17 protein-coding genes are annotated in these 21,268 nt (G+C 72.4%); 9 read left to right on the top strand and 8 right to left on the bottom strand.

Going from position 1 to position 21,268, the window contains the following annotated elements:
• Positions 1-300: 300 nt before the first annotated feature.
• On the bottom strand, positions 301-564 hold the full coding sequence (locus tag AB0E98_RS25900; protein ID WP_004952403.1) for a WhiB family transcriptional regulator: 264 nt from the start codon (positions 562-564) through the stop codon (positions 301-303).
• Positions 565-1,298: 734 nt separating this feature from the next.
• Here AB0E98_RS25900 and AB0E98_RS25895 point away from each other — a divergent pair.
• Genes AB0E98_RS25895 through AB0E98_RS25885 form a run of 3 tightly spaced genes read left to right on the top strand, consistent with a single transcriptional unit; the run spans position 1,299 to position 4,163 of the window.
• A complete protein-coding gene (locus AB0E98_RS25895) occupies positions 1,299-1,805 on the top strand; it encodes a cysteine dioxygenase family protein (protein WP_361706818.1) in 507 nt (168 codons plus the stop codon).
• 58 nt (positions 1,806-1,863) lie between these two features.
• Positions 1,864-2,835, top strand: a complete 972-nt coding sequence (gene cofD, locus AB0E98_RS25890) for a 2-phospho-L-lactate transferase (protein WP_361706815.1) — start codon at positions 1,864-1,866, stop codon at positions 2,833-2,835.
• Positions 2,832-4,163, top strand: coding sequence for a coenzyme F420-0:L-glutamate ligase (locus AB0E98_RS25885; protein ID WP_361706812.1), 1,332 nt, complete (start codon positions 2,832-2,834; stop codon positions 4,161-4,163). The genes cofD and AB0E98_RS25885 overlap by 4 nt, the downstream gene beginning before the upstream one ends.
• Positions 4,164-4,228: 65 nt before the next feature.
• Here AB0E98_RS25885 and AB0E98_RS25880 read toward each other — a convergent pair whose 3' ends face one another.
• From AB0E98_RS25880 to AB0E98_RS25870, 3 genes are all read right to left on the bottom strand, one after another.
• Positions 4,229-5,140 (bottom strand): DNA-3-methyladenine glycosylase 2 family protein, encoded by a 912-nt coding sequence (locus tag AB0E98_RS25880; protein WP_361706809.1) that lies wholly within the window; start codon positions 5,138-5,140, stop codon positions 4,229-4,231.
• Positions 5,141-5,190: 50 nt separating this feature from the next.
• Positions 5,191-6,273 (bottom strand): NDP-sugar synthase, encoded by a 1,083-nt coding sequence (locus tag AB0E98_RS25875; RefSeq protein WP_361706806.1) that lies wholly within the window; start codon positions 6,271-6,273, stop codon positions 5,191-5,193.
• An 83-nt stretch (positions 6,274-6,356) separates the two neighbouring features.
• The gene (locus AB0E98_RS25870; RefSeq protein WP_361706803.1) at positions 6,357-7,904 is read right to left on the bottom strand and encodes a peptidoglycan recognition protein; all 1,548 of its coding nucleotides are present in this window, start codon (positions 7,902-7,904) and stop codon (positions 6,357-6,359) included.
• A gap of 140 nt (positions 7,905-8,044) precedes the next feature.
• Here AB0E98_RS25870 and AB0E98_RS25865 point away from each other — a divergent pair, with 140 nt between their 5' ends.
• The 4 genes from AB0E98_RS25865 to AB0E98_RS25850 all read left to right on the top strand — a co-directional run bounded on the left by AB0E98_RS25865 (position 8,045) and on the right by AB0E98_RS25850 (position 14,280).
• Complete coding sequence (locus AB0E98_RS25865; protein WP_361706800.1) at positions 8,045-8,797, top strand: TIGR03089 family protein; 753 nt, start codon at positions 8,045-8,047, stop codon at positions 8,795-8,797.
• 151 nt (positions 8,798-8,948) lie between these two features.
• Positions 8,949-10,358 carry an LCP family protein gene (locus AB0E98_RS25860; RefSeq protein WP_361706797.1) on the top strand — a complete coding sequence of 470 codons (1,410 nt, stop codon included), beginning with the start codon at positions 8,949-8,951 and terminating at the stop codon, positions 10,356-10,358.
• A 280-nt stretch (positions 10,359-10,638) separates the two neighbouring features.
• Positions 10,639-12,408, top strand: coding sequence for an LCP family protein (locus tag AB0E98_RS25855; protein ID WP_361706795.1), 1,770 nt, complete (start codon positions 10,639-10,641; stop codon positions 12,406-12,408).
• Between the two features lie 96 nt (positions 12,409-12,504).
• Positions 12,505-14,280 carry an LCP family protein gene (locus tag AB0E98_RS25850; RefSeq protein WP_361706793.1) on the top strand — a complete coding sequence of 592 codons (1,776 nt, stop codon included), beginning with the start codon at positions 12,505-12,507 and terminating at the stop codon, positions 14,278-14,280.
• Between the two features lie 54 nt (positions 14,281-14,334).
• Here the strand turns inward: AB0E98_RS25850 and AB0E98_RS25845 are convergent, their stop codons facing one another.
• Complete coding sequence (locus tag AB0E98_RS25845) at positions 14,335-15,336, bottom strand: glycosyltransferase family 2 protein (RefSeq protein ID WP_361706790.1); 1,002 nt, start codon at positions 15,334-15,336, stop codon at positions 14,335-14,337.
• Between the two features lie 167 nt (positions 15,337-15,503).
• Between AB0E98_RS25845 and AB0E98_RS25840 the strand changes: the two genes are divergently transcribed.
• Positions 15,504-17,069, top strand: coding sequence for an LCP family protein (locus AB0E98_RS25840; protein WP_361706788.1), 1,566 nt, complete (start codon positions 15,504-15,506; stop codon positions 17,067-17,069).
• A 56-nt stretch (positions 17,070-17,125) separates the two neighbouring features.
• On the opposite strand, the gene AB0E98_RS25835 is transcribed toward AB0E98_RS25840, so the two are convergent.
• A complete protein-coding gene (locus AB0E98_RS25835; protein ID WP_361706786.1) occupies positions 17,126-17,674 on the bottom strand; it encodes an acyl-CoA thioesterase in 549 nt (182 codons plus the stop codon).
• 129 nt (positions 17,675-17,803) lie between these two features.
• Here AB0E98_RS25835 and AB0E98_RS25830 point away from each other — a divergent pair, with 129 nt between their 5' ends.
• Complete coding sequence (locus AB0E98_RS25830; protein WP_361706784.1) at positions 17,804-19,090, top strand: LCP family protein; 1,287 nt, start codon at positions 17,804-17,806, stop codon at positions 19,088-19,090.
• Between the two features lie 31 nt (positions 19,091-19,121).
• Here the strand turns inward: AB0E98_RS25830 and AB0E98_RS25825 are convergent, their stop codons facing one another.
• Positions 19,122-19,916 carry a VOC family protein gene (locus tag AB0E98_RS25825; protein ID WP_361706782.1) on the bottom strand — a complete coding sequence of 265 codons (795 nt, stop codon included), beginning with the start codon at positions 19,914-19,916 and terminating at the stop codon, positions 19,122-19,124.
• A 142-nt stretch (positions 19,917-20,058) separates the two neighbouring features.
• Positions 20,059-21,216 carry an acyl-CoA dehydrogenase family protein gene (locus AB0E98_RS25820; protein WP_361706779.1) on the bottom strand — a complete coding sequence of 386 codons (1,158 nt, stop codon included), beginning with the start codon at positions 21,214-21,216 and terminating at the stop codon, positions 20,059-20,061.
• Positions 21,217-21,268 lie beyond the last annotated feature (52 nt).

The raw sequence follows: 21,268 nt of genomic DNA, 5'->3' as shown, positions 1-21,268 counted from the left end.
GGCAGGTGCGGGCCCCGGTTCAGTGGAGACTGCGATGGACGTGTGAGCGCCCGCTCTCATGGGCGCGCGGACCCGGGGAGGGCGTCGGTACGTCTAGGACGGGCCCCCACCCTAGTGGCTGTGAACACAGCGGTCCGCCTCTCGCTTGCGGGGCGCGAGAGGCGGACCGTGCGGTATGGAGCGTGGTGCGGGAGTGGGTGGAGCGGACGGCTCCGCGGCCCTCTTGCCCGGCCGTGGACCGGCCGGCCTCGAACAGGACATCCCGTCAGGTCATGACGCCGGTCTCTTGGACCGCGGTCTTCAGACCGCGGCCTTCTTGAGGCGGCGGCGCTCGCGCTCGGACAAACCGCCCCAGATGCCAAAGCGTTCGTCGTTGGCCAGCGCGTATTCAAGGCACTCGGAACGGACTTCACAGGCGAGACAGACCTTCTTCGCCTCGCGCGTGGATCCGCCCTTTTCGGGAAAGAAGGACTCGGGGTCGGTCTGAGCGCACAATGCGCGCTCCTGCCAGCCGAGCTCCTCGTCCGCCTCCTCGACCAGCAGTTGCTGGAACAGCTCGGTCATGTGCGCCCCTCGTCTGTCAATGCGTCCCCGTGTGCTGCCGCGTGTCAGGTGGTCAGGTGCGGCAGAACGACACGAGTGAAATTACAAGTGCGCCGATCCGGGGCAGTCAAGCCGGGATCTGCTATCGAGCCCCTTATTCACTCTGCGGAACCAAGGGCGCGCGGAAAGTTGCCAAACCACCTCAAGAGTGGACACATCTACCAGTCGCCACAAAAGCCACTTCCGACCCGGTCCGGGATGGGGGCCCTCCCGCCTCGGAGGGCCTCGGGGAGAAGGACGCCACCTGCGGCGAACCCGTTGCACCCGATCCTGACGACCCCGGTCGCCCGTCCGGTGTCCATACACACCGGCAAGCAAACCCTTCACTCCAATCAGTAACCACACGGGTGAAAGATCCCCCCAAAACGGACACCCGGTTGACAGAGGCGCGGAAGAGCCGGTCTCCTTGGTGACATGCCAGCGACCTCCCTCCCCCTGGCCTCCGCCCCGGGGAACCTCAGCCTGACCCGTGCCTACGGGTCCCGCTGTGCTGCGCAGGCGCGCTGTCGCTGTTCCAGCTGTTGACGCGACCGAAGCCGGTTCCCGGCTCCTCCAGCTCCAGCTGATCTCCCTCACCCGGGATCACCCTCGCTGCCGTGTCGCAGCCCCCGCTTCTCCCTGTCTCTGATCGCTCCTGCCGTGCGTACGCGCGCTCCAGCGCCGTACCCGGCACCCGCGCCGAGGATCCACACCCCATGAACAGCGACGTCCAGATCGCCGGCGACCCGCTCGCCCTCCCCCACCTGATGCCGCCGCCCGCCGCCCACCCCGCCACCGTCGCCGAATTCGCCGGCCTGGCCCGCGCCATCGCCGCCGACACCGCCTCCTGGGACCCGCTGGTGCGCTACGACGCCGTCACCCGCTGGTACCACCGGCTGCGCACCGGCCCCGGCTACGAGGTCTGGCTGCTGAGCTGGGTGCCCGGCCAGGGCAGCGGGCCGCACGACCACGGCCCGTCGTCCGGAGTGTTCACCGTCCTCCGCGGCGAACTGGCGGAGCTCTCCGCGCACGGCACCCGCCGCGCGCTGGGAGCGGGCGCCCAGCGCGTCTTCGCGCCCGGGTACGCCCACGAGGTCGTCAACGACTCCCTCGAACCGGCCGTGAGCCTCCACGTCTACTACCCCGGGCTCACCGAGATGCCGATGCACCGGCCGCCGCTGTGCGCCTCCGCCGTACGGCCGTCCGCCGTCGTGACGAGCTAGAACGGGACGCCCGGGCCCGCCCTTCAATACGGGGGCGCGCTCCTGAAAGACTGCGCCCATGCAGCGCATTGTGGTTCTGGCCGGCGGGATCGGGGGCGCCCGCTTCCTTCGTGGCCTCATGTCAGCAGTCCCCGACGCGGACATCACCGTCATCGGCAACACCGGCGACGACATCCACTTGTTCGGGCTCAAGGTCTGCCCGGACCTCGACACCGTGATGTACACGCTCGGCGGCGGCATCCACGAGGAGCAGGGCTGGGGCCGGGCCGGCGAGACCTTCGCCGTGAAGGAGGAGCTCGCCGCCTACGGGGTGGGACCGGAGTGGTTCGGCCTCGGCGACCGCGACTTCGCCACGCACATCGTGCGGACCCAGATGCTCGCCGCCGGGTACCCGCTGAGCGCCGTCACCGAGGCGCTGTGCGCGCGATGGCAGCCGGGCGTACGCCTGCTGCCGATGAGCGACGACCGCGTCGAGACCCACGTCCTGATCGACGACCCCGAGGGCGGGCCGGGCGCCCGCAAAGCCGTGCACTTCCAGGAGTACTGGGTACGGATGCGGGCCTCGGTGGACGCCCACGCGATCGTCCCGGTCGGGGCGGAGCAGGCCAAGCCGGCGCCCGGCGTGCTGGAGGCGATCGCGGCGGCGGACGTCGTCCTCTTCCCGCCCTCCAACCCCGTGGTGAGCGTCGGCACGATCCTGGGCGTCCCCGGCGTCCGGGAAGCCGTCGCGGACGCCGCGGCCCCCGTGATCGGCCTCTCCCCCATCGTCGGCGGCGCGCCCGTGCGCGGCATGGCCGACAAGGTGCTCGCCGCCGTCGGCGTCGAGTCCACCGCCGCCGCCGTGGCCCGCCACTACGGCTCCGGGCTGCTCGACGGCTGGCTGGTCGACTCCGTCGACGCGGACGCCGTCGCCGAGGTCGAGGAGGCCGGGATCCGCTGCCGGGCCGTGCCGCTGATGATGACCGACGTCGACGCCACCGCCGCCATGGCCCGCGAGGCGCTGGCCCTGGCCGAGGAGGTACGGGCGTGAGCGCGGCCCCCGAGTACCGGGTCTGGGCCCTGCCCGGCATCCCCGAGGTGCGCCCCGGGGACGACCTGGCGAAGCTCATCTCCGGCGCCGCCCTGGGCGAGGGGATGCCCGGGCTCGCCGACGGCGACGTCCTCGTCGTCACCTCGAAGATCCTCAGCAAGGCCGAGGGCCGGATCCTCGCCGCCGAGGACCGCGAGGCCGCGATCGACGCCGAGACCGTACGGCTCGTGGCCCGGCGCGGCACGCTGCGCGTCGTGGAGAACCGGCTGGGGCTCGTGATGGCCGCCGCCGGCGTGGACGCCTCCAACACCCGCGCCGGGACGATTCTGCTGCTCCCCGAGGACCCGGACGCCTCGGCCCGGCGGATCCGCGAGGGCCTGCGCGAGGCGCTCGGCGTGGACGTCGGCGTCGTCGTCACCGACACGGCCGGACGGCCCTGGCGCAAGGGCGTCACGGACTTCGCGATCGGCGCGGCGGGAGTACGGGTCGCCGACGACCTGCGCGGCGGCGTCGACGCGTACGGCAATCCGCTGGTCGCGACGGTGGTGGCGACGGTCGACGAGCTCGCCGCCGCCGGTGACCTGGTCAAGGGCAAGGCCGGGGGCCTGCCGGTGGCCGTGGTGCGCGGGCTGCCGCATGTGGTCACCGAAGCCGACGAGGACGACGCGTACGAGGGTGCGAGCTGGCTGGTGCGGCCCGCCGTCGACGACATGTTCCGGCTGGGGACCTCGGAGGCCGTGAAGGAGGCGGTGTCGCTGCGGCGGACCGTCCGGGAGTTCACCGACGACCCCGTGGACCCGGGCGCGGTACGCCGGGCGGTCGCCGCCGCCGTCACCGCACCGGCCCCGCACCACACGACGCCGTGGCGGTTCGTGCTGCTGGAGTCCGAGGAGTCGCGGACGCGGCTGCTGGACGCCATGCGGGACGCGTGGATCGCGGACCTCCGCGCCGACGGCCTCTCCGAGGACCGGATCGCCCGGCGCGTGCGCCGGGGCGACGTGCTGCGCAAGGCGCCGTACCTGGCGGTGCCGTGCCTGGTGACCGACGGCGCCCACACCTACCGGGACGCGCGGCGGGCCGCCGCCGAACGCGAGATGTTCGTGGTCGCCGCCGGGGCGGCCGTGCAGAACTTCCTGGTCACGCTGGCGAGTGAGCGGCTGGGGTCGGCGTGGGTGTCGTCGACGATGTTCTGTCCTGACGTGGTGCGGGACGTTCTCGCCCTCCCCGAGGGCTGGGATCCGATGGGGGCGGTCGCCATCGGCCGACCGGCGGTTCCGGCGGCGGCGAGGGCCGCGCGGGATGCGGAGGCGTTTGTGACGGTCCGCTAGGTTTGCGAGCAATCGTCCCGGTGGGCTGGGGGCACCTCCCAGCGGGACGATTGCCCGCAACCGGGTTACATGCGGCTGAAGTCCCGCACCGCGAAGCGGGGTGCCCGGCGGGGTGGGGTCACCCCCGTCAGCAGGATGAAGCGGCACGCCCGGTGCCGTTGACCCGCGTACGGGGCCAACAGGTCGAGCATCGCCGCATCGTCCGCCCCGCGAGACCCCGCCAGCGCGTAGCCCACGATCCGCGGCAGATGAAGGTCCCCCGTCGTGACCGCGTCCGGCGACCCGTTGCTGCGCTGGAGCGTTTCCGCCGCCGTCCAGGGGCCGATGCCGGGGACGGCCTGGAGGCGGGCCGCCGCGCGGGCGTCGTCCATGGCCGCCGCCTCCTCCAGGCGGGCCGCCGCCCGCGCCGCGCGGACGATCGTCGCCGAGCGTTTGGCGTCCACGCCCGCCCGGTGCCACTCCCAGGAGGGGATGAGGGCCCAGGCCGCCGGAGAGGGCATCACGCTCATGCCGGCGGGCGCAGGGCCCGGTGCCGGTTCGCCGTGCCGGGTCAGCAGCAGCCGCCAGGCCCGGTACGCCTCGTCGCTGGTGACCTTCTGCTCCAGGACCGAGGGGATCAGCGACTCCAGGACCAGCCCCGTGCGGGCGAGCCGGAGGCCGGGGTGGCGGCGGTGGGACTCGTGGAGCAGCCGGTGGCGGGGGACGAACGCGGCCGGGTCGTCCTCGGCGCCCAGGAGGGCGGGGAGGCCGTCCAGGAGCCGGCCGGCTCCCGGGCCCCACGCCTCGGCCCGGACCTCGCCCGCGCGGGCGGTCAGCCGCAGCGTGCCGGGCCCCTCGGGGGTGCGGCTCGCCCGCCAGACCGCTCCGTCCGCGTCCACGCGGTAGGCCGGGTCGCCCGGGCCGCGCGCGAGGACGCCCAGGGTGCGTCCGAGGTCGTAGGGGCCGCCGGTGGGCGGGGCCCACGTGCGGGTGGCCATCCGGCCAGGGTACGTCGCCGGGCCGGCCTGTTGATCCGGCTACTGGGTCCCTACTGGTCCGACGAGAAGCGGATCGCCCCCTGGGGGATCCGCGCCTCGCACCAGATCCGGGCCCCGGCGCGCAGCTCGTTGTCCGGGCCGACCTCGGCGCGGTCGCCGATGACGGCGCCGTCCAGGACCGTACGCGCCCCGATGCGCGCCCCGGCGCCGACGAGGGAGTCGCGGACGACGGCGCCCGCCTCGATCACCGCGCCGTCCAGGACGGTGCTGCCGTCGATCATCGCGCCCGGCTCGACGCGCGCGCCCGCGCCGACGACCGTGCCGCCCGTGAGCTTGGCGTCCTGGGCCACCTCGGCGCCGTCGAGGACGAGGCGGTCGCCGCAGCGACCGGGGACCGCCGGGGACGGGGCGCGGCCCATGACCAGGTCGGCCGAGCCGCGGACGAAGGCCTGTGGGGTGCCCAGGTCGAGCCAGTACGTGGAGTCGACCATGCCCTGGAGGTGGGCGCCGGCGGCCAGCAGCCCGGGGAAGGTCTCGCGCTCCACGGAGACCGGGCGGCCCGTGGGGATCTCGTCGATGACCGAGCGGTTGAAGACGTACGCGCCCGCGTTGATCTGGTCGGTGACGATCTCCTCGGGCGTCTGGGGCTTCTCCAGGAAGGCCTGGACGCGGCCCGTTTCGTCCGTGGGGACCAGGCCGAAGGCCCGGGGGTCCGCGACCCGGGTGAGGTGGAGGGAGACGTCCGCGCCGGTCGTGCGGTGGGTGTCCACCAGGGCCTCGATGTCCAGGCCGGTGAGGATGTCGCCGTTGAAGATCAGGACCGGCTCGTCGGGGGCCGAGCGCAGCCGGTGGGCGACGTTGCGGATGGCGCCGCCCGTGCCCAGGGGCTCGACCTCGGTGACGTACTCCAGGTGCAGGCCCAGCGCGGAGCCGTCGCCGAAGTACGGCTCGAAGACCTCGGCCAGGTAGGAGGTGGCGAGCACGATGTGGTCGACGCCCGCCGCCCGGGCCCGGGCCAGCTGGTGGGTGAGGAACGGGACGCCCGCCGCCGGAACCATGGGCTTGGGCGTGTGCATCGTCAGCGGGCGCAGCCGGGTGCCCTTGCCACCGACCAGGAGGATCGCTTCAGTCACCTTGTCGTCTCTGCTTTCCTGCCGGGGCCGGGCCGTGATCGGCGGCCAGTGTACGCAGAACGTGCGGTTCCGGCCGCGCCCGGTCAGCGTCCCTGGAGGCGGGAGGCCGTGGAGCGGGCCGTGCCGAGCCGGTTGTAGAGCTGGTCGCCGGGGCATTCGGTGGCGTATCCGTCGCGGTGTCCGGAGATGGCCCTGAGCCTTACGGAGCTGCCCTTCTTGAAGAGATTGCCGCCGCCCGAGACCAGCGTCGCGGTGCCGGCGGGGTTGACGCCGTAGAGGCCGAGCTTCCACGCGGTGAGGGTCGCCACGGCGGTGAGCGCGGCGCTGGACGGATCGCTCCTTCCGAAGGTCCCGAGCACGGCGATGCCCATGCTGTTGGTATTGAAACCGAGAGTATGGGCACCTCTGACGGGTTTCGCCACACCGCCTCCCCGGCCCTCGTAGACCGTGCCGCACTTGTCGACGAGGAAGTTGTAGCCGATGTCCCGCCAGCCGCTGCTCACCACGTGGTAGCGGTAGATACCGCGGATGACGGAGGGGGACTGTCCGCAGCCGTAGCCGTTGCCGGAGGCGGTGTGGTGGACGAAGGCGGCGTGGACGGTCTTGTTGTAGACGAAGCCCTTCTCGCGGATCGACTCGTCGGCGCCCCAGCCGGCCCGGGTGACGATGCGCGGGCGCGGTCCGACGTAGCGGCCGGCGTCGATGTCGGGGTCGGCCTCGGGGTCCGTGACGTCGGCGCTCCCCTCGCCGTCGCCGTTGTCGGCGCCGTTGTCGGGGGCGCCCTGCTGGGGTCTTTCCGTGGGCTCGGCCTCGGGGTCTGCGGCGCCGTGGCCGTCGGAGATCGGGTGCCCCTCGGCCACGTTCGTGCCGTCGACGTGGGTGGCCTCGACGTCCTTCGCCGACTCGGGCCTGCCGACGGCGGGGATCTCGGTGGCGCCCAGCGGGGCCAGCGGGAAGTTGGCGGCCGAGCTGGCGGCCTCCTCGTCGGAGGGGCCGGGCGCGGGGGGCGGCGCGGAGCGGCCCCGGCCGCCCCGGGGGCGGGTGGACCCGGGGTCGTGGCCGGGGTCGACGAGCTCGACCCGCATCCCGGAGGGCAGGGCGGCGCCCTCGGCGATCCGGCCCCCGGCCGCGGGTTCGGGGTTGACCCGGACCTGGACGGCGTCGGAGGCGCCCACCCACAGCGGGGCGGTGGAGCCGCGCAGGGTGCCGGCGCGGGACTCGGGAGAGTCGAGGTCGGGGCGGTCGTCGTCGTGGGTCTGGACGTCCTGCCACTCGGACCAGCGCTGAGTCCCGAGGGGACGGGTGCGCACCTGGGCCCGGCCGCGCAGCTCCGTGGTGGCGTCGTCCCAGACGATGCCGACCAGGGAGAACGGCGGGACCTCCCGGGCGGGCAGCCCCTGGGGCCCGCGCACCCGGCCGTGCCCCGCGACCGCCCGGTGGCGGGGGCCGAGCGGGACGAGCCGCAGCGAGTGCGTGGCGCCCGGCACCCTGGGCGGGGCGGCGGCCCGGGGGAGGGCGGGGTGCGGCGGGATCGCCACGGAGGGCGTGGCGGAGGCGGGGGCGGCGAGGAAGGACAGGGTCAGGGCGGCGGCGCAGAGGGTGGCGGCCGGGGGGACGAGATTTCCACGCATGCCAGAAATCCTGGACATATACGTACTAATCTGTCCATTGATCCGCTGACGGCGAGTCGGCTCCACGGGCGCCCCGACGCCCCCTTGGGACACCTCCGTCCGACTGACCCTCACCCGGTGCGCCGCGTACCCTGGCGCCGATGAACGCCACCGATCGCACCCCCGCCGACCTGCTGCGTTCCGCGCTCGCCGCGGACCCGGCCCGCCCGCTCGTGACCTTCTACGACGACGCCACCGGCGAGCGCGTGGAACTGTCCGTGGCCACCTTCGCCAATTGGGTGGCGAAGACCGCCAATCTGCTCCAGGGCGAGCTCGCCGCCGAGCCCGGCGACCGTCTCGCGCTCCTGCTGCCCGCCCACTGGCAGACGGCCGTCTGGCTGCTCGCCTGCTCCTCGGTCGGCGTGGTCGCCGACGTGGGCGGCGACCCGGCCGCCGCGGACCTGGTCGTCAGCGGCCCGGACACGCTGGAGACGGCGCGCGCCTGCTCCGGCGAGCGGATCGCGCTCGCCCTGCGCCCCCTCGGCGGCCGTTTCCCCCAGGCCCCCGCGGGCTTCGCCGACTACGCCGTCGAGGTGCCGAGCCAGGGCGACCGCTTCGCCCCGTACGCCCCCGTGGACGCGGCCGCCCCGGCGCTCGCCGTGGACGGGCTGGAGCTGACCGGCGCGGAGCTCGTCGAGCGGGCGGCCGCCGACGCCACCCGGCTCGGCCTCGGCGCCGGCTCACGGCTGCTGTCCGGGCTGGCGTACGACACCTGGGAGGGCCTCTCGGCGGGCCTGTTCGCGCCGCTCGCGGCGGGCGGCTCCGTCGTGCTGTGCCGCAACGCCGACCGGCTGTCCGCCGACGCCCTGGACCAGCGGCGCGCGAGCGAGCGCGTCACCGTGACGGCCCTGTAGACGCTGCCGGAGCGCGGCGTCCGGGCGATGATCGGGGTACGTGCCCTCGGGCACCGGCACCCGGCCGGCACCCGGACGCCGGGCCCCACGGGGCGCGTACGCCACCGACTCCTCGGAGGAGGGACGCAGCGCAGCCGTGAACCGTCCAGGCATGTCCGGCCCGTCGGGCGGCCCCTTCGCCGGGGAGCCGTACGACCGGCCGCCGACGCCCCGGGGGCCGGGCCGCCGACGGCGCTGGCTGCGCCGGCTGGCGGCGGTGGCGGCGGTGCTGGTGCTCGTCGTCGCGGGGCTGGGCTGGGTGCTCTACGAGCAGCTCAACAACAACATCACCACCGACGACGAGACCGCCGAGGAGCTGCGTCGCTGGGAGAAGCAGCGGCCCAGCGCTTTGGTGAGGGGCGCCCAGAACATCCTCATCATCGGCTCCGACACCCGCAGCGGCTCCGGCAACGGCAAGTACGGCGAGGACAGCGGCAGCCAGCGCTCGGACACCACGATCCTGCTGCACCTGGCCGCCGACAGGAAGAGCGCGACCGCCGTCAGCCTCCCCCGCGACCTGATGGCGACGATCCCCAGCTGCCGCAAGCGCGACGGCACGTACACCAACGAGCGCTTCGCGCAGTTCAACTGGGCGTACGAGCTCGCGGGCACCGCCTGCACCATCCGCACGGTCGAGAACATCACCCAGGTCCGGATCGACCATCACATCGTCCTGGACTTCAACGGTTTCAAGAACCTCGTGGACGCCATGGACGGCGTGGAGCTCTGCCTGGACAAGCCCATGGACGACCGCGAGGCCAAGCTCCATCTGCCCGCCGGGCGCCAGACACTCGACGGGGAGCAGGCCCTCGGCTACGTACGGGCCCGCTACAGCCTGGGCGACGGCAGCGACACCGAACGGATGGGGCGGCAGCAGAAGTTCCTCGGCGCCCTGGTGCGGGACATGCGGGACGAGGGCCTGCTGCTCAACCCGGCCCGCCTCTACCCGGTGCTCGACGCCGCCACGAAGTCGGTGACCACGGACTCGGGGCTGGACTCGCTCAGGAAGCTCTACGACCTGGTACGCACCGTACGGGACATCCCCACCGAGCGGGTGCAGTTCCTGACGGTCCCTCGGCGGCCGTACGCGTTCAACAGCGCGCGCGACGAGCTCGTCCAGCCCGACGCGGACCAGTTGTTCCGTCAGTTGCGGCTGGACCGGCCGGTGTCGGTGAACGCGCGGGTGCGCCCGGCCGACGACAAGCCGGGTGACGACCGCCACGGCCGGGGCAGAAGCGGGCGGGATCCGGGGCCGGACGGGGGCGAAGGCACCGGGACGGGCGAGGGCGGCGAGGCGCCGCCCGCACCCCCCGCGTCGGCCGCGCCGCCCGCCGGACCGGTGGCACCGCCCCCGCAGGCGCCGGCCACGCCCGCCCCGCGGACCGTGCCCGTCCCCTCGTCGGCGGCCCCCATGGCGTCCCAAATGCCTCAGGCGCCCCCCGCGACCACGGCACCCTCGCCGGTTTCCACCGCCCCGCCGACCTATCAGGGCACCACGGCGGCGCGCGGGTTGTGCGGCTGATCGCCACTCAACGCCACAAACGCGATAAAACCGTCAAACGACCCGACCGGTTTTTCGTCTCCGTGTTCGTCTCGGCATCCCTCTCCGCGAAGGGATTGGGCAGATTGCCCAGTTGTAGGGGAGTGCAATTTGTCACGGGCGTCGCTGGACGCTGAACTGGGCGGATAGTGTGAGCGACCCGGTGCGCACCGCCGGGTTGACCGCGCATTGCACAGACGACGCTCCGAGCGCCTCGAGGGGGGTAGGCGCCGCGTGGCACCGACGGAGGATTCAGGCGACCGTGGACGCGCAAGGCCGTGGGCGGGCGGGCGGTATCGACCCCGCCGACCAGTGGGTGTTCGACCCCGAGACGGGCAGCTACGAGCTGCGTCTCGATCAAGCCGGGGGGCCCGCGCCGGCGCCCCGTGAAGCTTCCGCCGCGAAGGCGGGTCCCGCGGCACCCCGCACCTCGCCCAGACCGCCCGCCTCCGGCAGGCCGAAGCCCGGTGGCGGCCGCACCGTACCGGGCCAGCGCGGCACGGGAGGCGGTGGCCGCCGGGGCACCGCGGCCAAGGCGACGACCACCGGGCGCCGCCGCCCCAAGCCGAAGAAGAAGGCCGCCAGGAAGAAGAAGATCCTGATGTGGACCGGCGGCACGGTCGGCGTGGTGCTGGTGGTCTGCTCGGTCGGCGGGTATCTGCTCTACCAGCACCTCAACGACAACATCGACAAGATCGACGTCGGTATCAACAACGGGGTGATCACCAAGGGCCCGCTCAACATCCTGGTCATCGGCACGGACAAACGCTCCGGCAAGGGCAACACCGGCTACGGCGACGACGGCAGCGTCGGCCACGCCGACACCACCTTGCTCTTCCACGTCTCCGAGGACCGGACGAACGCCACCGCGCTGTCCATCCCGCGCGACATGATCACGGACATCCCGGACTGCCCCACCAAGCAGAAGAACGGCTCCACGAAGACCATCCCCGGCTCCAAGGGCGTGCGCTTCAACGAGAGCCTGGGCCAGGAGGACCGCGACCCGGGCTGCACCTGGCGGACGGTCGAGCAGCTGACGGGCCTGAAGGTCAGCCACTTCATGATGGCCGACTTCAACGCCGTCAAGGAGCTCTCCTCGGCGGTCGGCGGCGTCGACGTGTGCGTGGCCAAGGACATCAACGACAAGGACTCGCATCTGAAGATGGCCAAGGGGCGGCACACCGTCGAGGGCGAGCAGGCCCTGGCCTTCGTCCGGACCCGGCACTCCGTGGGCTTCGGCGGCGACCTCAGCCGGATCGAGCTCCAGCAGCAGTTCCTGAGCTCGATGCTCCGGAAGATGAAGTCCGGCGACACCCTGACCAACCCCAAGAAGCTCTACGAACTCAGCGACGCCGCGACCAACTCGCTCACCGTCGACACGGGCATAGGCTCCATCAGCAAGCTGACGAGCCTGGCCAAGGAGCTCAGGAAGGTCAATCTGAAGAACGTCACCTTCGCGACCGTCCCCGTCGACGACAACCCCGCGGACGGCAAGATCAAGAAGACGGTGATCCTGAACAAGGCCAAGGCGGAGCCGCTGTTCGCCATGGTCCGCCAGGACGTCTCCCTCACCGAGGCGAAGGAGAAGGAGAAGAAGGCACAGGAGCAGGCCGACGCCAAGCAGGCGGCGCTGCTCCAGGGCCCGAAGGCCGAGCCCGCGAAGGTCCGGGTCAAGGTGTTCAACGGCAGTGGCCGGATGGGCGCCGCCCAGGAGACCGTCGCCTGGATGCAGAACGGCAAGGGCATGTCGCACACCACCAACGGCGGCAATGCCGCCGGGGGCAAAAAGGATAAAACCCTGCTGCAGTTCGCCCCCAACCAGGCCGACCAGGCGCGCCGCCTCGCGGAGGACATGGGCCTCCCCGTCGACGCCCTGAAGCAGACGACGGCCGACGCGTCCCCCACCGCCGAGATGACGCTCACCCTCGGCGCGGACTTCAAGGGCGTGGGCATCCCGGTGTCCGCCCCGAAGACAGCACCCGAGGGGATTCAGAAAGTCGAAGCCGACGATGAGAACATCTGCGCCAAGTGAACCCTGACAATGGGCTTTCGCATCTCATAACGCAGTAATACTCATTAGGTACGACACGCCTGCCCATCGGGCCGGACACCAGCCAGGGGAGGCCCGATGCGGCAGAGCAGCGGCGTGCGGGGAGAGAAGTCCCGCGACGCCCGGGAGACCACGCCCGAGCAGGACTCCCCCGAGGGGTCCGAGGAGAAGAGCTCTCCGAAGAAGGGCGTCCCGGAGCAGAGCACGCCGAAAGCCGCGAAGGCCAAGGGCTCCGGGGGCTCCGCGAAGGACTCCGGCGCGGACACGGGCGACACGGCCGGCGGCGCCCCCCGGCGCCGCATCGGCCGAATAGCCCGCTGGACCGCGCTCGGTGTCGCGGTCACCGTCCTCGGGGTGTCCGGGGCCGGGTACTTCTACTACCAGCACCTCAACAACAACATCCGCAAGAACAAGCTCAATCTCGGCGACAAGCAGCTCGACCGCAGCGCCGCCAACGCGGCCGGCCAGCGCCCGCTGAACATCCTCCTCCTGGGCTCCGACAGCCGGGGCAGCAAGGAGAACCAGGAGCTCGGCGGCGCCCGCGACGACGCCGACCGTCCGGCGCTCGCCGACGTCCAGATGCTGGTCCACGTCTCGGCGGACCGCAGCAACATGTCGGTGATCAGCGTCCCCCGCGACACCCGGGTGACGATCCCCAAGTGCACCGACCCCGACAGCGGCAAGGTCTACAGATCGACCGACCGTCAGATCATCAACACCAGCCTGGCCAACGGCGGCCCGGGCTGCACGGTCGCCGCCTGGGAGGAGCTCACGGGCATCCCCGTCGACCACTTCATGATGATCGACTTCGCCGGTGTGGTGAACATGGCCGACGCGGTCGGCGGCGTCCCGGTGTGCGTGGACGCCAATGTGCGCGACGACAAGTCCGGCCTCCAGCTGACCAAGGGCAGCCACACCATCAAGGGCAAGCAGGCCCTCCAGTGGCTGCGCACCCGGCACGGCTTCGAGGACGGCAGCGACATCGGCCGCACCCACGCGCAGCACATGTACATGAACGCGATGGTCCGGCAGCTGAAGTCCGGCACCAAGCTCAGCGACCCGGGCCAGCTCACGGATCTGGCCGAGGCCGCCACCAAGGCCCTCACCGTCGACAAGGACCTCGGCTCGGTGAAGGAGCTCTACGACCTCGCCGACGACATCAAGCGGGTGCCGTCCGGCCGGATCACCATGACCACGATGCCCTGGGTCTCCGACCCCCAGGACCCGGACGCGCATGTGATACCCAAGCCGGGCGACGCCGACAAGCTCTTCTCGCTCGTGCGCAACGACATCGCCCTGGACGGCAAGGACAAGAAGAAGGACGACAAGGCCTCGGCGCCCACCGCCCCGCCCGCCCGCAAGAACGACATCGCGCTCACCGTCTTCAACGGCACCGGCACCGCGGTGGAGCCGCCGGCCACCGGACGGGGCTCGGACATCGCCGCGTTCCTGGTCAAGCAGGGCTTCGCCAAGGCGACCGCCGACTCCACGCCGCGGGCGCAGGCGGACACCACGATCACCTATCCGAGGGCCGGGCAGCGCGCCGACGCCCTCGCCGTGGCCAAGGCGCTCGGGCTGCCGGACTCGGCGGTGCGGCACTCCCCCGAGGTCCGGCAGATCACGCTGGTCGTGGGCGGGGACTGGCGTACGGGGACGGCGTATCCGGCGGACGCGGCCGCCAGGGCGGACGCGGCGGCGGCCGACCCGGCCACGACGCCCGACGCGTCGGGGACGCCGTCGACCGCACCCTCCGGCAAGCCGACGGGCGAGAACAAGGCGCCCGAGAGCTCGGACCCGCTCAACGGGGACGACCGGTCGGCCTGCATGAAGGTGAACACGGCCAACCGGTTCTAGGCGGGTGTTCGAGGGGGCTTCGCCCCCTCGAAGCCTCTCGGCCCCCCGCCCCCGTCAGACGCGACGGCTGGCGATGACCTTCTTGGCCAGGGAGCGCGGGCTGGTGAGGAAGCCGTAGCCCCACGACATGTGCATCGTCGCCAGCGCGAGAGGGATCCGCAGCCGCGCGCCGGCCGGGAGGCCCTTGCCCGCCGGGACGGAGCCCGCCGTGATCGCCGCGAGGTAGCCGGCCGGCACGACCAGGCCCCAGGGACTGACGGTCGCGCCCACCACGACGCCCGCCGCGATGGCGCACACGGCGGCCGGGGCCGCCAGGTAGCGCAGGTTGATCGAGCCCTGGTGGTAGCGGGCCACGACATGGCGCCAGCGGCCGTAGTTCTTGTACTGCTTGGCCAGCGCCCGGACGTTCGGGCGGGGCCGGTAGGAGACCTTGAGCTCCGGGGAGAACCAGATCAGCCCGCCCGCCTCACGGATCCGGAAGTTCAGCTCCCAGTCCTGGGCGCGGATGAACTCCTCGTTGTAGCCGCCCTGCCGCTCCAGCTCCTCGCGCCGGAAGACGCCCAGGTAGACGGTCTCGGCGGGGGCGGCCCGGCCACCGGTGTGGAAGGCCGCGTTGCCCACCCCGATCTTCGAGGTCATGGCGGCGGCGACAGCCATCTCCCAGTCGTTCTCGCCCTCGGCGTGCATGATGCCGCCGACGTTCTGCGCGCCGGTCTCGTCCAGGAGCCGCACGGCGGTGGCGATGTAGTCCGGCGAGAGCATGCCGTGCCCGTCGACGCGTACCACGATCGGGTGACGTGATGCCTTGATCGCGGCATTGAGCGCGGCGGGGGTGCGGCCCGTGGGATTCGGCACCGTATGGACCCGGGAGTCCTCCGCGACGAGCTCCGCGGCGATCTCGTCCGTACGGTCCGTGGACGGACCGAGGGCGATGACCACCTCCAGCTCACCGGCATACTCCTGCTCCAGGATGTGCCGCACGGAGGTGCGCAGATGCCGCTCTTCATTGAGCACCGGCATGATCACGGAAACGGCTGGCAGCTGCTGATCGCGCATGGTTCCTCGGGGGTACGGGGGTCGGGATCACCACCCGGCGGACGACGGAAACGTCGGCCACGTTACCGCCAATGGGGGACGTGGTTCCGCCCCGCCCGGGTGGCGGAGCGGGCGCGGACGGCGTGGGGCCGCAGGCAGATCATCGTATGGGCCTACGTTGTGTCCGCATGGCGAGGGAAGCGTCACACCCGTCCCCACCCGTCCCCGGCTCGCCGCCCGATCCCCGCGGAGGTCCCCCAGTGACCGCACCGGCCCGCTCCTCCGCCCCCCGCCCGGCCAACGCCCGCCACCGCACCCCGCGCCCCCCGCGCTGGGGGATGCGGCTGGCCACGATCGCCGCGGTGGCCGTGCTGGGCACGAGCGGCATCGGGCACGCGGTGGTCTCCGGGCTCTCCGGCGGGATCGGCCGGGTCGACGCCTTCAAGGGCCTGTCCAACCGGCCGGACGGCGGCCGGGGCATGAACGTCCTGCTCGTCGGCACCGACGGCCGCGACCGGATCACCGAGGACGAGCGCAGGCGCTACCGCCTGGGCGGCACCGCCTGTCACTGCACCGACACGATCCTGCTGGTGCACCTCTCCGCCGACCGCGAACGGGCCACCGTCGTCGGCCTGCCGCGCGACACCTACACCGAGATCCCCGAGCGCACGGACGAGTTCGGCCGGGTGCGCCCGGCCCATCCGCAGAAGCTCAACGCCGCCTACGCCGAGGGCGGCCCCGGGCTGACCGTGCGCTCCGTGGAACGGCTGACCGGGCTGCACGTCGATCACTACATGGAGGTCGACTTCACCAGCTTCATGCGGACCGTCGACGCGGTGGGCGGGGTACGGGTGTGCACCGTACGGCCGCTCAGGGACGCCTACTCCGGGCTCGACCTGCCCGCCGGCACCAGCAACCTCGACGGCGGCCAGGCCCTCCAGTACGTGCGCTCCCGCCATCTCGACGGGGCCGCCGACCTGGGCCGGATGCAGCGGCAGCAGCGGTTCCTCGCCTCGCTGATGCACAAGGCCGCCGACGGCGGGGTGCTGCTGAACCCGGTGAAGTTCCAGGAGGTCGCCTCCTCCGTGGTCGGCTCGGTCCGCGCCGACCGGGGCTTCGGCACCGACGAGCTCGTGGACCTCGGCAGGGCGATGCGGAATCTGAGCCCCGCCTCCACCGAGTTCATGTCCGTGCCGATCGCCGTGGCGGACTACCCCGTGCCGAACGTCGGCTCGACCGTGCGCTGGGACGACGCGGCGGCCGGCAAGCTCTTCCAGGCCCTGCGCGAGGACCGGCCCGTGGGCGCCGGCGCGGGCTCCCCGCACCGCACCCAGGACGCCAAGCCGCCCGCCGAGGGCAATCAGCCCCACGCCGCGGCCGTCGACGTCGCCCCCGAGCGGATCCGGGTCCAGGTCCTCAACGCCAGCGGCCGCCCGGGGCTGGCCCGGGGCGCCGACCAGGCGCTGCGGGCCACCGGATTCCTCACCACCGGTCTGCCCCTCGACGCCCCGCCGCCCGCGGTCGGGCACACGACGATCACCTACGACCCGCGCTGGGACCGCTCGGCCCGCTCGCTCGCCACCGCCCTGCCGGGCGCCGAGCTACGGCCGGTGGCCGGCCAGGGGCCGCTGATGAAGGTGCTCCTCGGCACGGACTTCACCGACGTCCGGCCGGTCCGGGCCAAGGAGCCCGACCGGCCGGACCGGATCCCGGTGGTCACCGGCGACCAGGCGGTCTGCCCGGAGCAGACCTGAACCCGGCCCTCGACCGGCCCTGATCGGTCCTCGGCCGGTCCTCGATCAGCCCTTGCTCAGTCCTCGATGCCTTCGGCGGCCCGGTTCTGCCGGAGCTCCATGATCGCGCGGCGCCGGGCGAGCCGGTGCGTCCGCCGGATCTGCGCCTCCTGGTAGCGCCGCCGGTCCCGCTCGGTCTCGGGGATCACCTGCGGCACGGGCCGGGGCTTGCCGTCGGCGTCGACGGCCGCGAAGACGAGATAGGCGCTGCCGACCTGGACGGCCGGCTTGGACTCGTTCCACCGCTCGGCCAGCACCCGCACGCCGACCTCCATGGAGGACCGGCCGGTCCAGTTCACCTGCGCCTTCACATGAACCAGGTCGCCGACGCGGACCGGCTCCAGGAAGGCCATCTCGTCCATGGAGGCGGTGACCGCGGGCCCGCCGGAGTGCCGCCCGGCGACCGCGCCGGCCACGTCGTCCACCAGCTTCATGATCACGCCGCCGTGGACGGTGCCCAGCAGATTGGTGTCATTGCCGGTCATGATGTGGGAGAGCGTCGTACGGGAAGCCGAATTCGGCTTGCCGGATATCTCCGGATCCGGGCCCCGGTCCTGATTGGTCATGTCCACCAGTATGCGGGGACCGCCGGACACCCCGCCGGAGACCCGGATTGGCATCAGCTCTGCAACAGGACCGCTCCGGTTTCCCACACGCCCTGTGGCCGGGCCCGCGCGGCAGGCACACTCGGTTGCATGAATGACTGGCCCGATCGGCGGAACGACGCGCCCGAGGAGCGGTACGGGCGCGGCAGCACCGGTACCGAGCCCGAGGGCGCCCGCGCGATGCCGCACGTACGGCGTCCCGCGCCGCCCCGGCAGGTCCCGCCCCAGCAGTACCGCCCGCCACAGGGCTATGACGCCCCCGCCCCCTCCGACGGCTACAGCGCCGGACAGGTCTACGGGCACGGGAGCGGCGGCGGCCGCGGCGGCACCGGCCGGGGGAACCCCGGCGGCGGCGCGGGCGGCCCGGGCGCACGGGCCGACGCCCCCGACTGGCGCAAGCGGATCAAGATCGGGGCGATCGCGCTGGTCGCCACGGCCCTGGTCGTCTCCGTGAGCACGTACTTCTGGGCCGACGGCAAGCTGCGCCGCGAGGTGGACCTCGACAAGGTCGCCGACCGCCCGGCGGCGGGCTCGGGCACGAACTACCTGATCGTCGGCTCCGACAGCCGCGAGGGCCTGTCCGACCAGGACAAGAAGGACCTCCACACCGGGTCGGCGGACGGCAAGCGCACCGACTCGATGATGATCCTCCACACGGGCGACAACGGCACCACGATGCTGAGCCTGCCGCGCGACTCCTACGTCACGATCCCCGCCTTCACCGGCGCGACGTCCGGCAAGCAGTACGCCCAGTCCGCCCACAAGCTCAACCGCGCCTACTCCGACGGCGGCGCCGAGCTGCTCGTCCGGACCGTCGAGTACAACACCGGGCTGCGCATCGACCACTACGCGGAGATCGGCTTCGGCGGCTTCCGCAATCTCGTGGACGCGCTGGGCGGCGTGGACATGTGCCTCGACAAGCCGGTCAAGGACCCGGACTCGGGCGCGGACTTCAAGGCGGGCTGCCAGACGCTGAACGGCGCGCAGTCGCTGGCCTTCGTCCGCCAGCGGCACCAGGAGGCCGACCAGGACCTGGGCCGGATGCGCAACCAGCAGAAGTTCCTGAACACCCTCGCCAAGCAGGCCGCCTCGCCCTCGACGGTCCTCAACCCCTTCCGGCTCTACCCCGTGATCGGTTCCGGGCTGGACACCCTCGTCGTCGACAAGGACATGGGGCTGTGGGACCTGTCGTCGATGTTCTGGGCGATGAAGGGCGTCACGGGCGGCGACGGACAGCAGCTGACCGTGCCCATCGGCAACCCCAACCTGCCCACGCGCAGTGACGGCGAGGCCGTGGCGTGGGACAAGGTCAAGGCCAAGCAGCTCTTCGACCAGCTGAAGAACGACGACAAGGTCACCGCCGTCGCCCCGAAGTGACGACGACGGCAAGTGCGGGCGGCGGCGGCCGTCAGGCCTCGTCGGGCGACGGCCCCGTCGCGTCGATCACGGCGAAGACGGCGCCCTGCGGGTCCTGGAGGACGGCCATCCGGCCGGCCACCATGTCGAACGGCGGCACGAGCACATTGCCGCCGGCCCTGACCAGCGCGTCGACCGTGCTGTCGGTGGAGTCGACGGAGAAGTACGTCAGCCAGTGGGAGGGCGATCCGGGCGGGGAGTTCTCCAGGCCCTGCATCCCGCCGACCACCCGGCCCTTCGCCTTGAGGGAGAGATAGGCGGGCATCTCCTCGAAGGGCTCGGCCGAAAGGCCCAGGGCGGCCGAGTAGAAGGCGCCGGCCGCGTCCTTGTCCGCGGTGTTGAGCTCGTTCCACACCACCGCGCCCGGCTCGTTGACGATCTGCGAGCCGGAGAACTCCTTGGCCTGCCAGATCCCGAAGACCGCGCCCGTGGTGTCGGCCACGACGGCCATCCGCCCGAGCGTCAGCACATCCATCGGGTCCATCAGCGGGATGCCACCGGAGTCCTTGATCTTCTGCATGGCGGCGTCGGCGTCGGCGACGGCCAGATACGTCGTCCACGCGGGCGGCGGCTTGGAGCCGCCCTCCTGCGCCATCGACGTCATGATCCCCACCACGGGCTTGCCGCGCAGCGTGCAGACCGCGTACCCACCGGTCTCGGGCGGCCCGGGCTCCCCCTGCCAGCCGAAGAGATCGCGGTAGAAGTCGAGTGCCTCCCGCTGGTCGGGGACCACGAGATCGGCCCAGCAGGGCGTCCCGGGCACATAGGGCTTCGTTACCTCGGGCATGACGCGCGCCTCCCTGGCAGTACGGGCACCCCCGCGACCACCTTCACCCGCGGGGCTGCGGCCCGCCACCGGAGCAACGGCGAACGGCCCCCCGGCGGACCGTCGCCGGGGGGCCGTTCGCGCGCTGCCGACGCGCGGCGCGTTACGGGAGGTTGCGGGCCATGACGATCCGCTGCACCTGGTTCGTGCCTTCATAAATCTGCGTGATCTTGGCGTCGCGCATCATGCGCTCGACCGGGTAGTCACGGGTGTAGCCGTAGCCGCCGAGGAGCTGGACGGCGTCCGTGGTGATCTCCATGGCGGCGTCGGAGGCGTAGCACTTGGCGGCGGCGCCGAAGAAGGTGAGGTCGGCGTCGAGGCGCTCGGACTTGGCGGCGGCCGCGTAGGTCAGCTGACGGGCGGCCTCCAGCTTCATCGCCATGTCGGCCAGCATGAACTGGACGCCCTGGAAGTCGGCGATCGGCTTGCCGAACTGCTTGCGCTCGCGGACGTAGCCCTTGGCGTAGTCGAGGGCGCCCTGGGCGATGCCCAGCGCCTGGGCGGCGATGGTGACGCGGGTGTGGTCGAGGGTCTTCATCGCCGTGGCGAAGCCGGTGCCCTCGGCGCCGATCATGCGGTCCGCGGGGATGCGGACGTTGTCCAGGTAGACCTCGCGGGTCGGGGAGCCCTTGATGCCGAGCTTCTTCTCCGGGGCGCCGAAGGAGACGCCCTCGTCGCCCTTCTCCACGACGAAGGCGCTGATGCCCTTCGAGCGCTTCTCGGGGTCGGTGACGGCCATGACCGTGTAGTACTCGGAGACGCCCGCGTTGGTGATCCAGCGCTTGACGCCGTTGAGCACCCAGTAGTCGCCGTCGCGCACGGCGCGGGTCTTCATGCCGGCCGCGTCCGAGCCCGCGTCGGGCTCGCTCAGGCAGTAGGAGAACATCGCGTCGCCCTTGGCGAGCGGGCTCAGGTACTGCTTCTTGAGCTCCTGCGAGCCGGAGAGGGCCACCGGGAGCGAACCGAGCTTGTTGACCGCGGGGATGAGCGAGGACGAGGCGCAGACGCGGGCGACCTCCTCGATCACGATGACGGTCGCGAGGGCGTCCGCGCCCGTGCCGCCGAACTCCTCCGGCACGTGGACGGCGTGCAGATCGGCGGCGACCAGGGCGTCGAGCGCCTCCTGCGGGAAGCGGCCCTCCTCATCCACCTCGGCGGCGAACGGCGCGATCTTCGCCTCGGCGAGCGAGCGCACGACCTTGCGGAGCTCCTCGTGCTCCTCAGCCGGCCGGTACAGGTCGAAGTCCTTGTTTCCCGCCAAGGCGTACTCCCCAGAGAGTTAGCTACTGATTAGTAACCCCGATTCTAGGGGC

Source organism: Streptomyces sp. NPDC037389 (genome assembly GCF_040636475.1).
Classification (GTDB): Bacteria; Actinomycetota; Actinomycetes; order Streptomycetales; family Streptomycetaceae; genus Streptomyces; species Streptomyces hesseae.
The sequence above is the reverse complement of the archived record's forward strand: the minus strand, read 5'-3'. Positions and strand labels throughout refer to the sequence as shown.

Bases quoted from the DNA above. Each gene is read 5' to 3' on its own strand.
- AB0E98_RS25845 (WP_361706790.1), bottom strand. From the start codon at position 15,336: ATGCGCGATCAGCAGCTGCCAGCCGTTTCCGTGATCATGCCGGTGCTC.
- AB0E98_RS25865 (WP_361706800.1), top strand. From the start codon at position 8,045: ATGAACGCCACCGATCGCACCCCCGCCGACCTGCTGCGTTCCGCGCTC.
- AB0E98_RS25870 (WP_361706803.1), bottom strand. From the start codon at position 7,904: ATGCGTGGAAATCTCGTCCCCCCGGCCGCCACCCTCTGCGCCGCCGCC.
- AB0E98_RS25840 (WP_361706788.1), top strand. From the start codon at position 15,504: ATGGCGAGGGAAGCGTCACACCCGTCCCCACCCGTCCCCGGCTCGCCG.
- AB0E98_RS25860 (WP_361706797.1), top strand. From the start codon at position 8,949: ATGTCCGGCCCGTCGGGCGGCCCCTTCGCCGGGGAGCCGTACGACCGG.
- AB0E98_RS25825 (WP_361706782.1), bottom strand. From the start codon at position 19,916: ATGCCCGAGGTAACGAAGCCCTATGTGCCCGGGACGCCCTGCTGGGCC.
- AB0E98_RS25880 (WP_361706809.1), bottom strand. From the start codon at position 5,140: ATGGCCACCCGCACGTGGGCCCCGCCCACCGGCGGCCCCTACGACCTC.
- AB0E98_RS25835 (WP_361706786.1), bottom strand. From the start codon at position 17,674: ATGACCAATCAGGACCGGGGCCCGGATCCGGAGATATCCGGCAAGCCG.
- AB0E98_RS25830 (WP_361706784.1), top strand. From the start codon at position 17,804: ATGAATGACTGGCCCGATCGGCGGAACGACGCGCCCGAGGAGCGGTAC.
- cofD (WP_361706815.1), top strand. From the start codon at position 1,864: ATGCAGCGCATTGTGGTTCTGGCCGGCGGGATCGGGGGCGCCCGCTTC.
- AB0E98_RS25900 (WP_004952403.1), bottom strand. From the start codon at position 564: ATGACCGAGCTGTTCCAGCAACTGCTGGTCGAGGAGGCGGACGAGGAG.
- AB0E98_RS25850 (WP_361706793.1), top strand. From the start codon at position 12,505: ATGCGGCAGAGCAGCGGCGTGCGGGGAGAGAAGTCCCGCGACGCCCGG.
- AB0E98_RS25895 (WP_361706818.1), top strand. From the start codon at position 1,299: ATGAACAGCGACGTCCAGATCGCCGGCGACCCGCTCGCCCTCCCCCAC.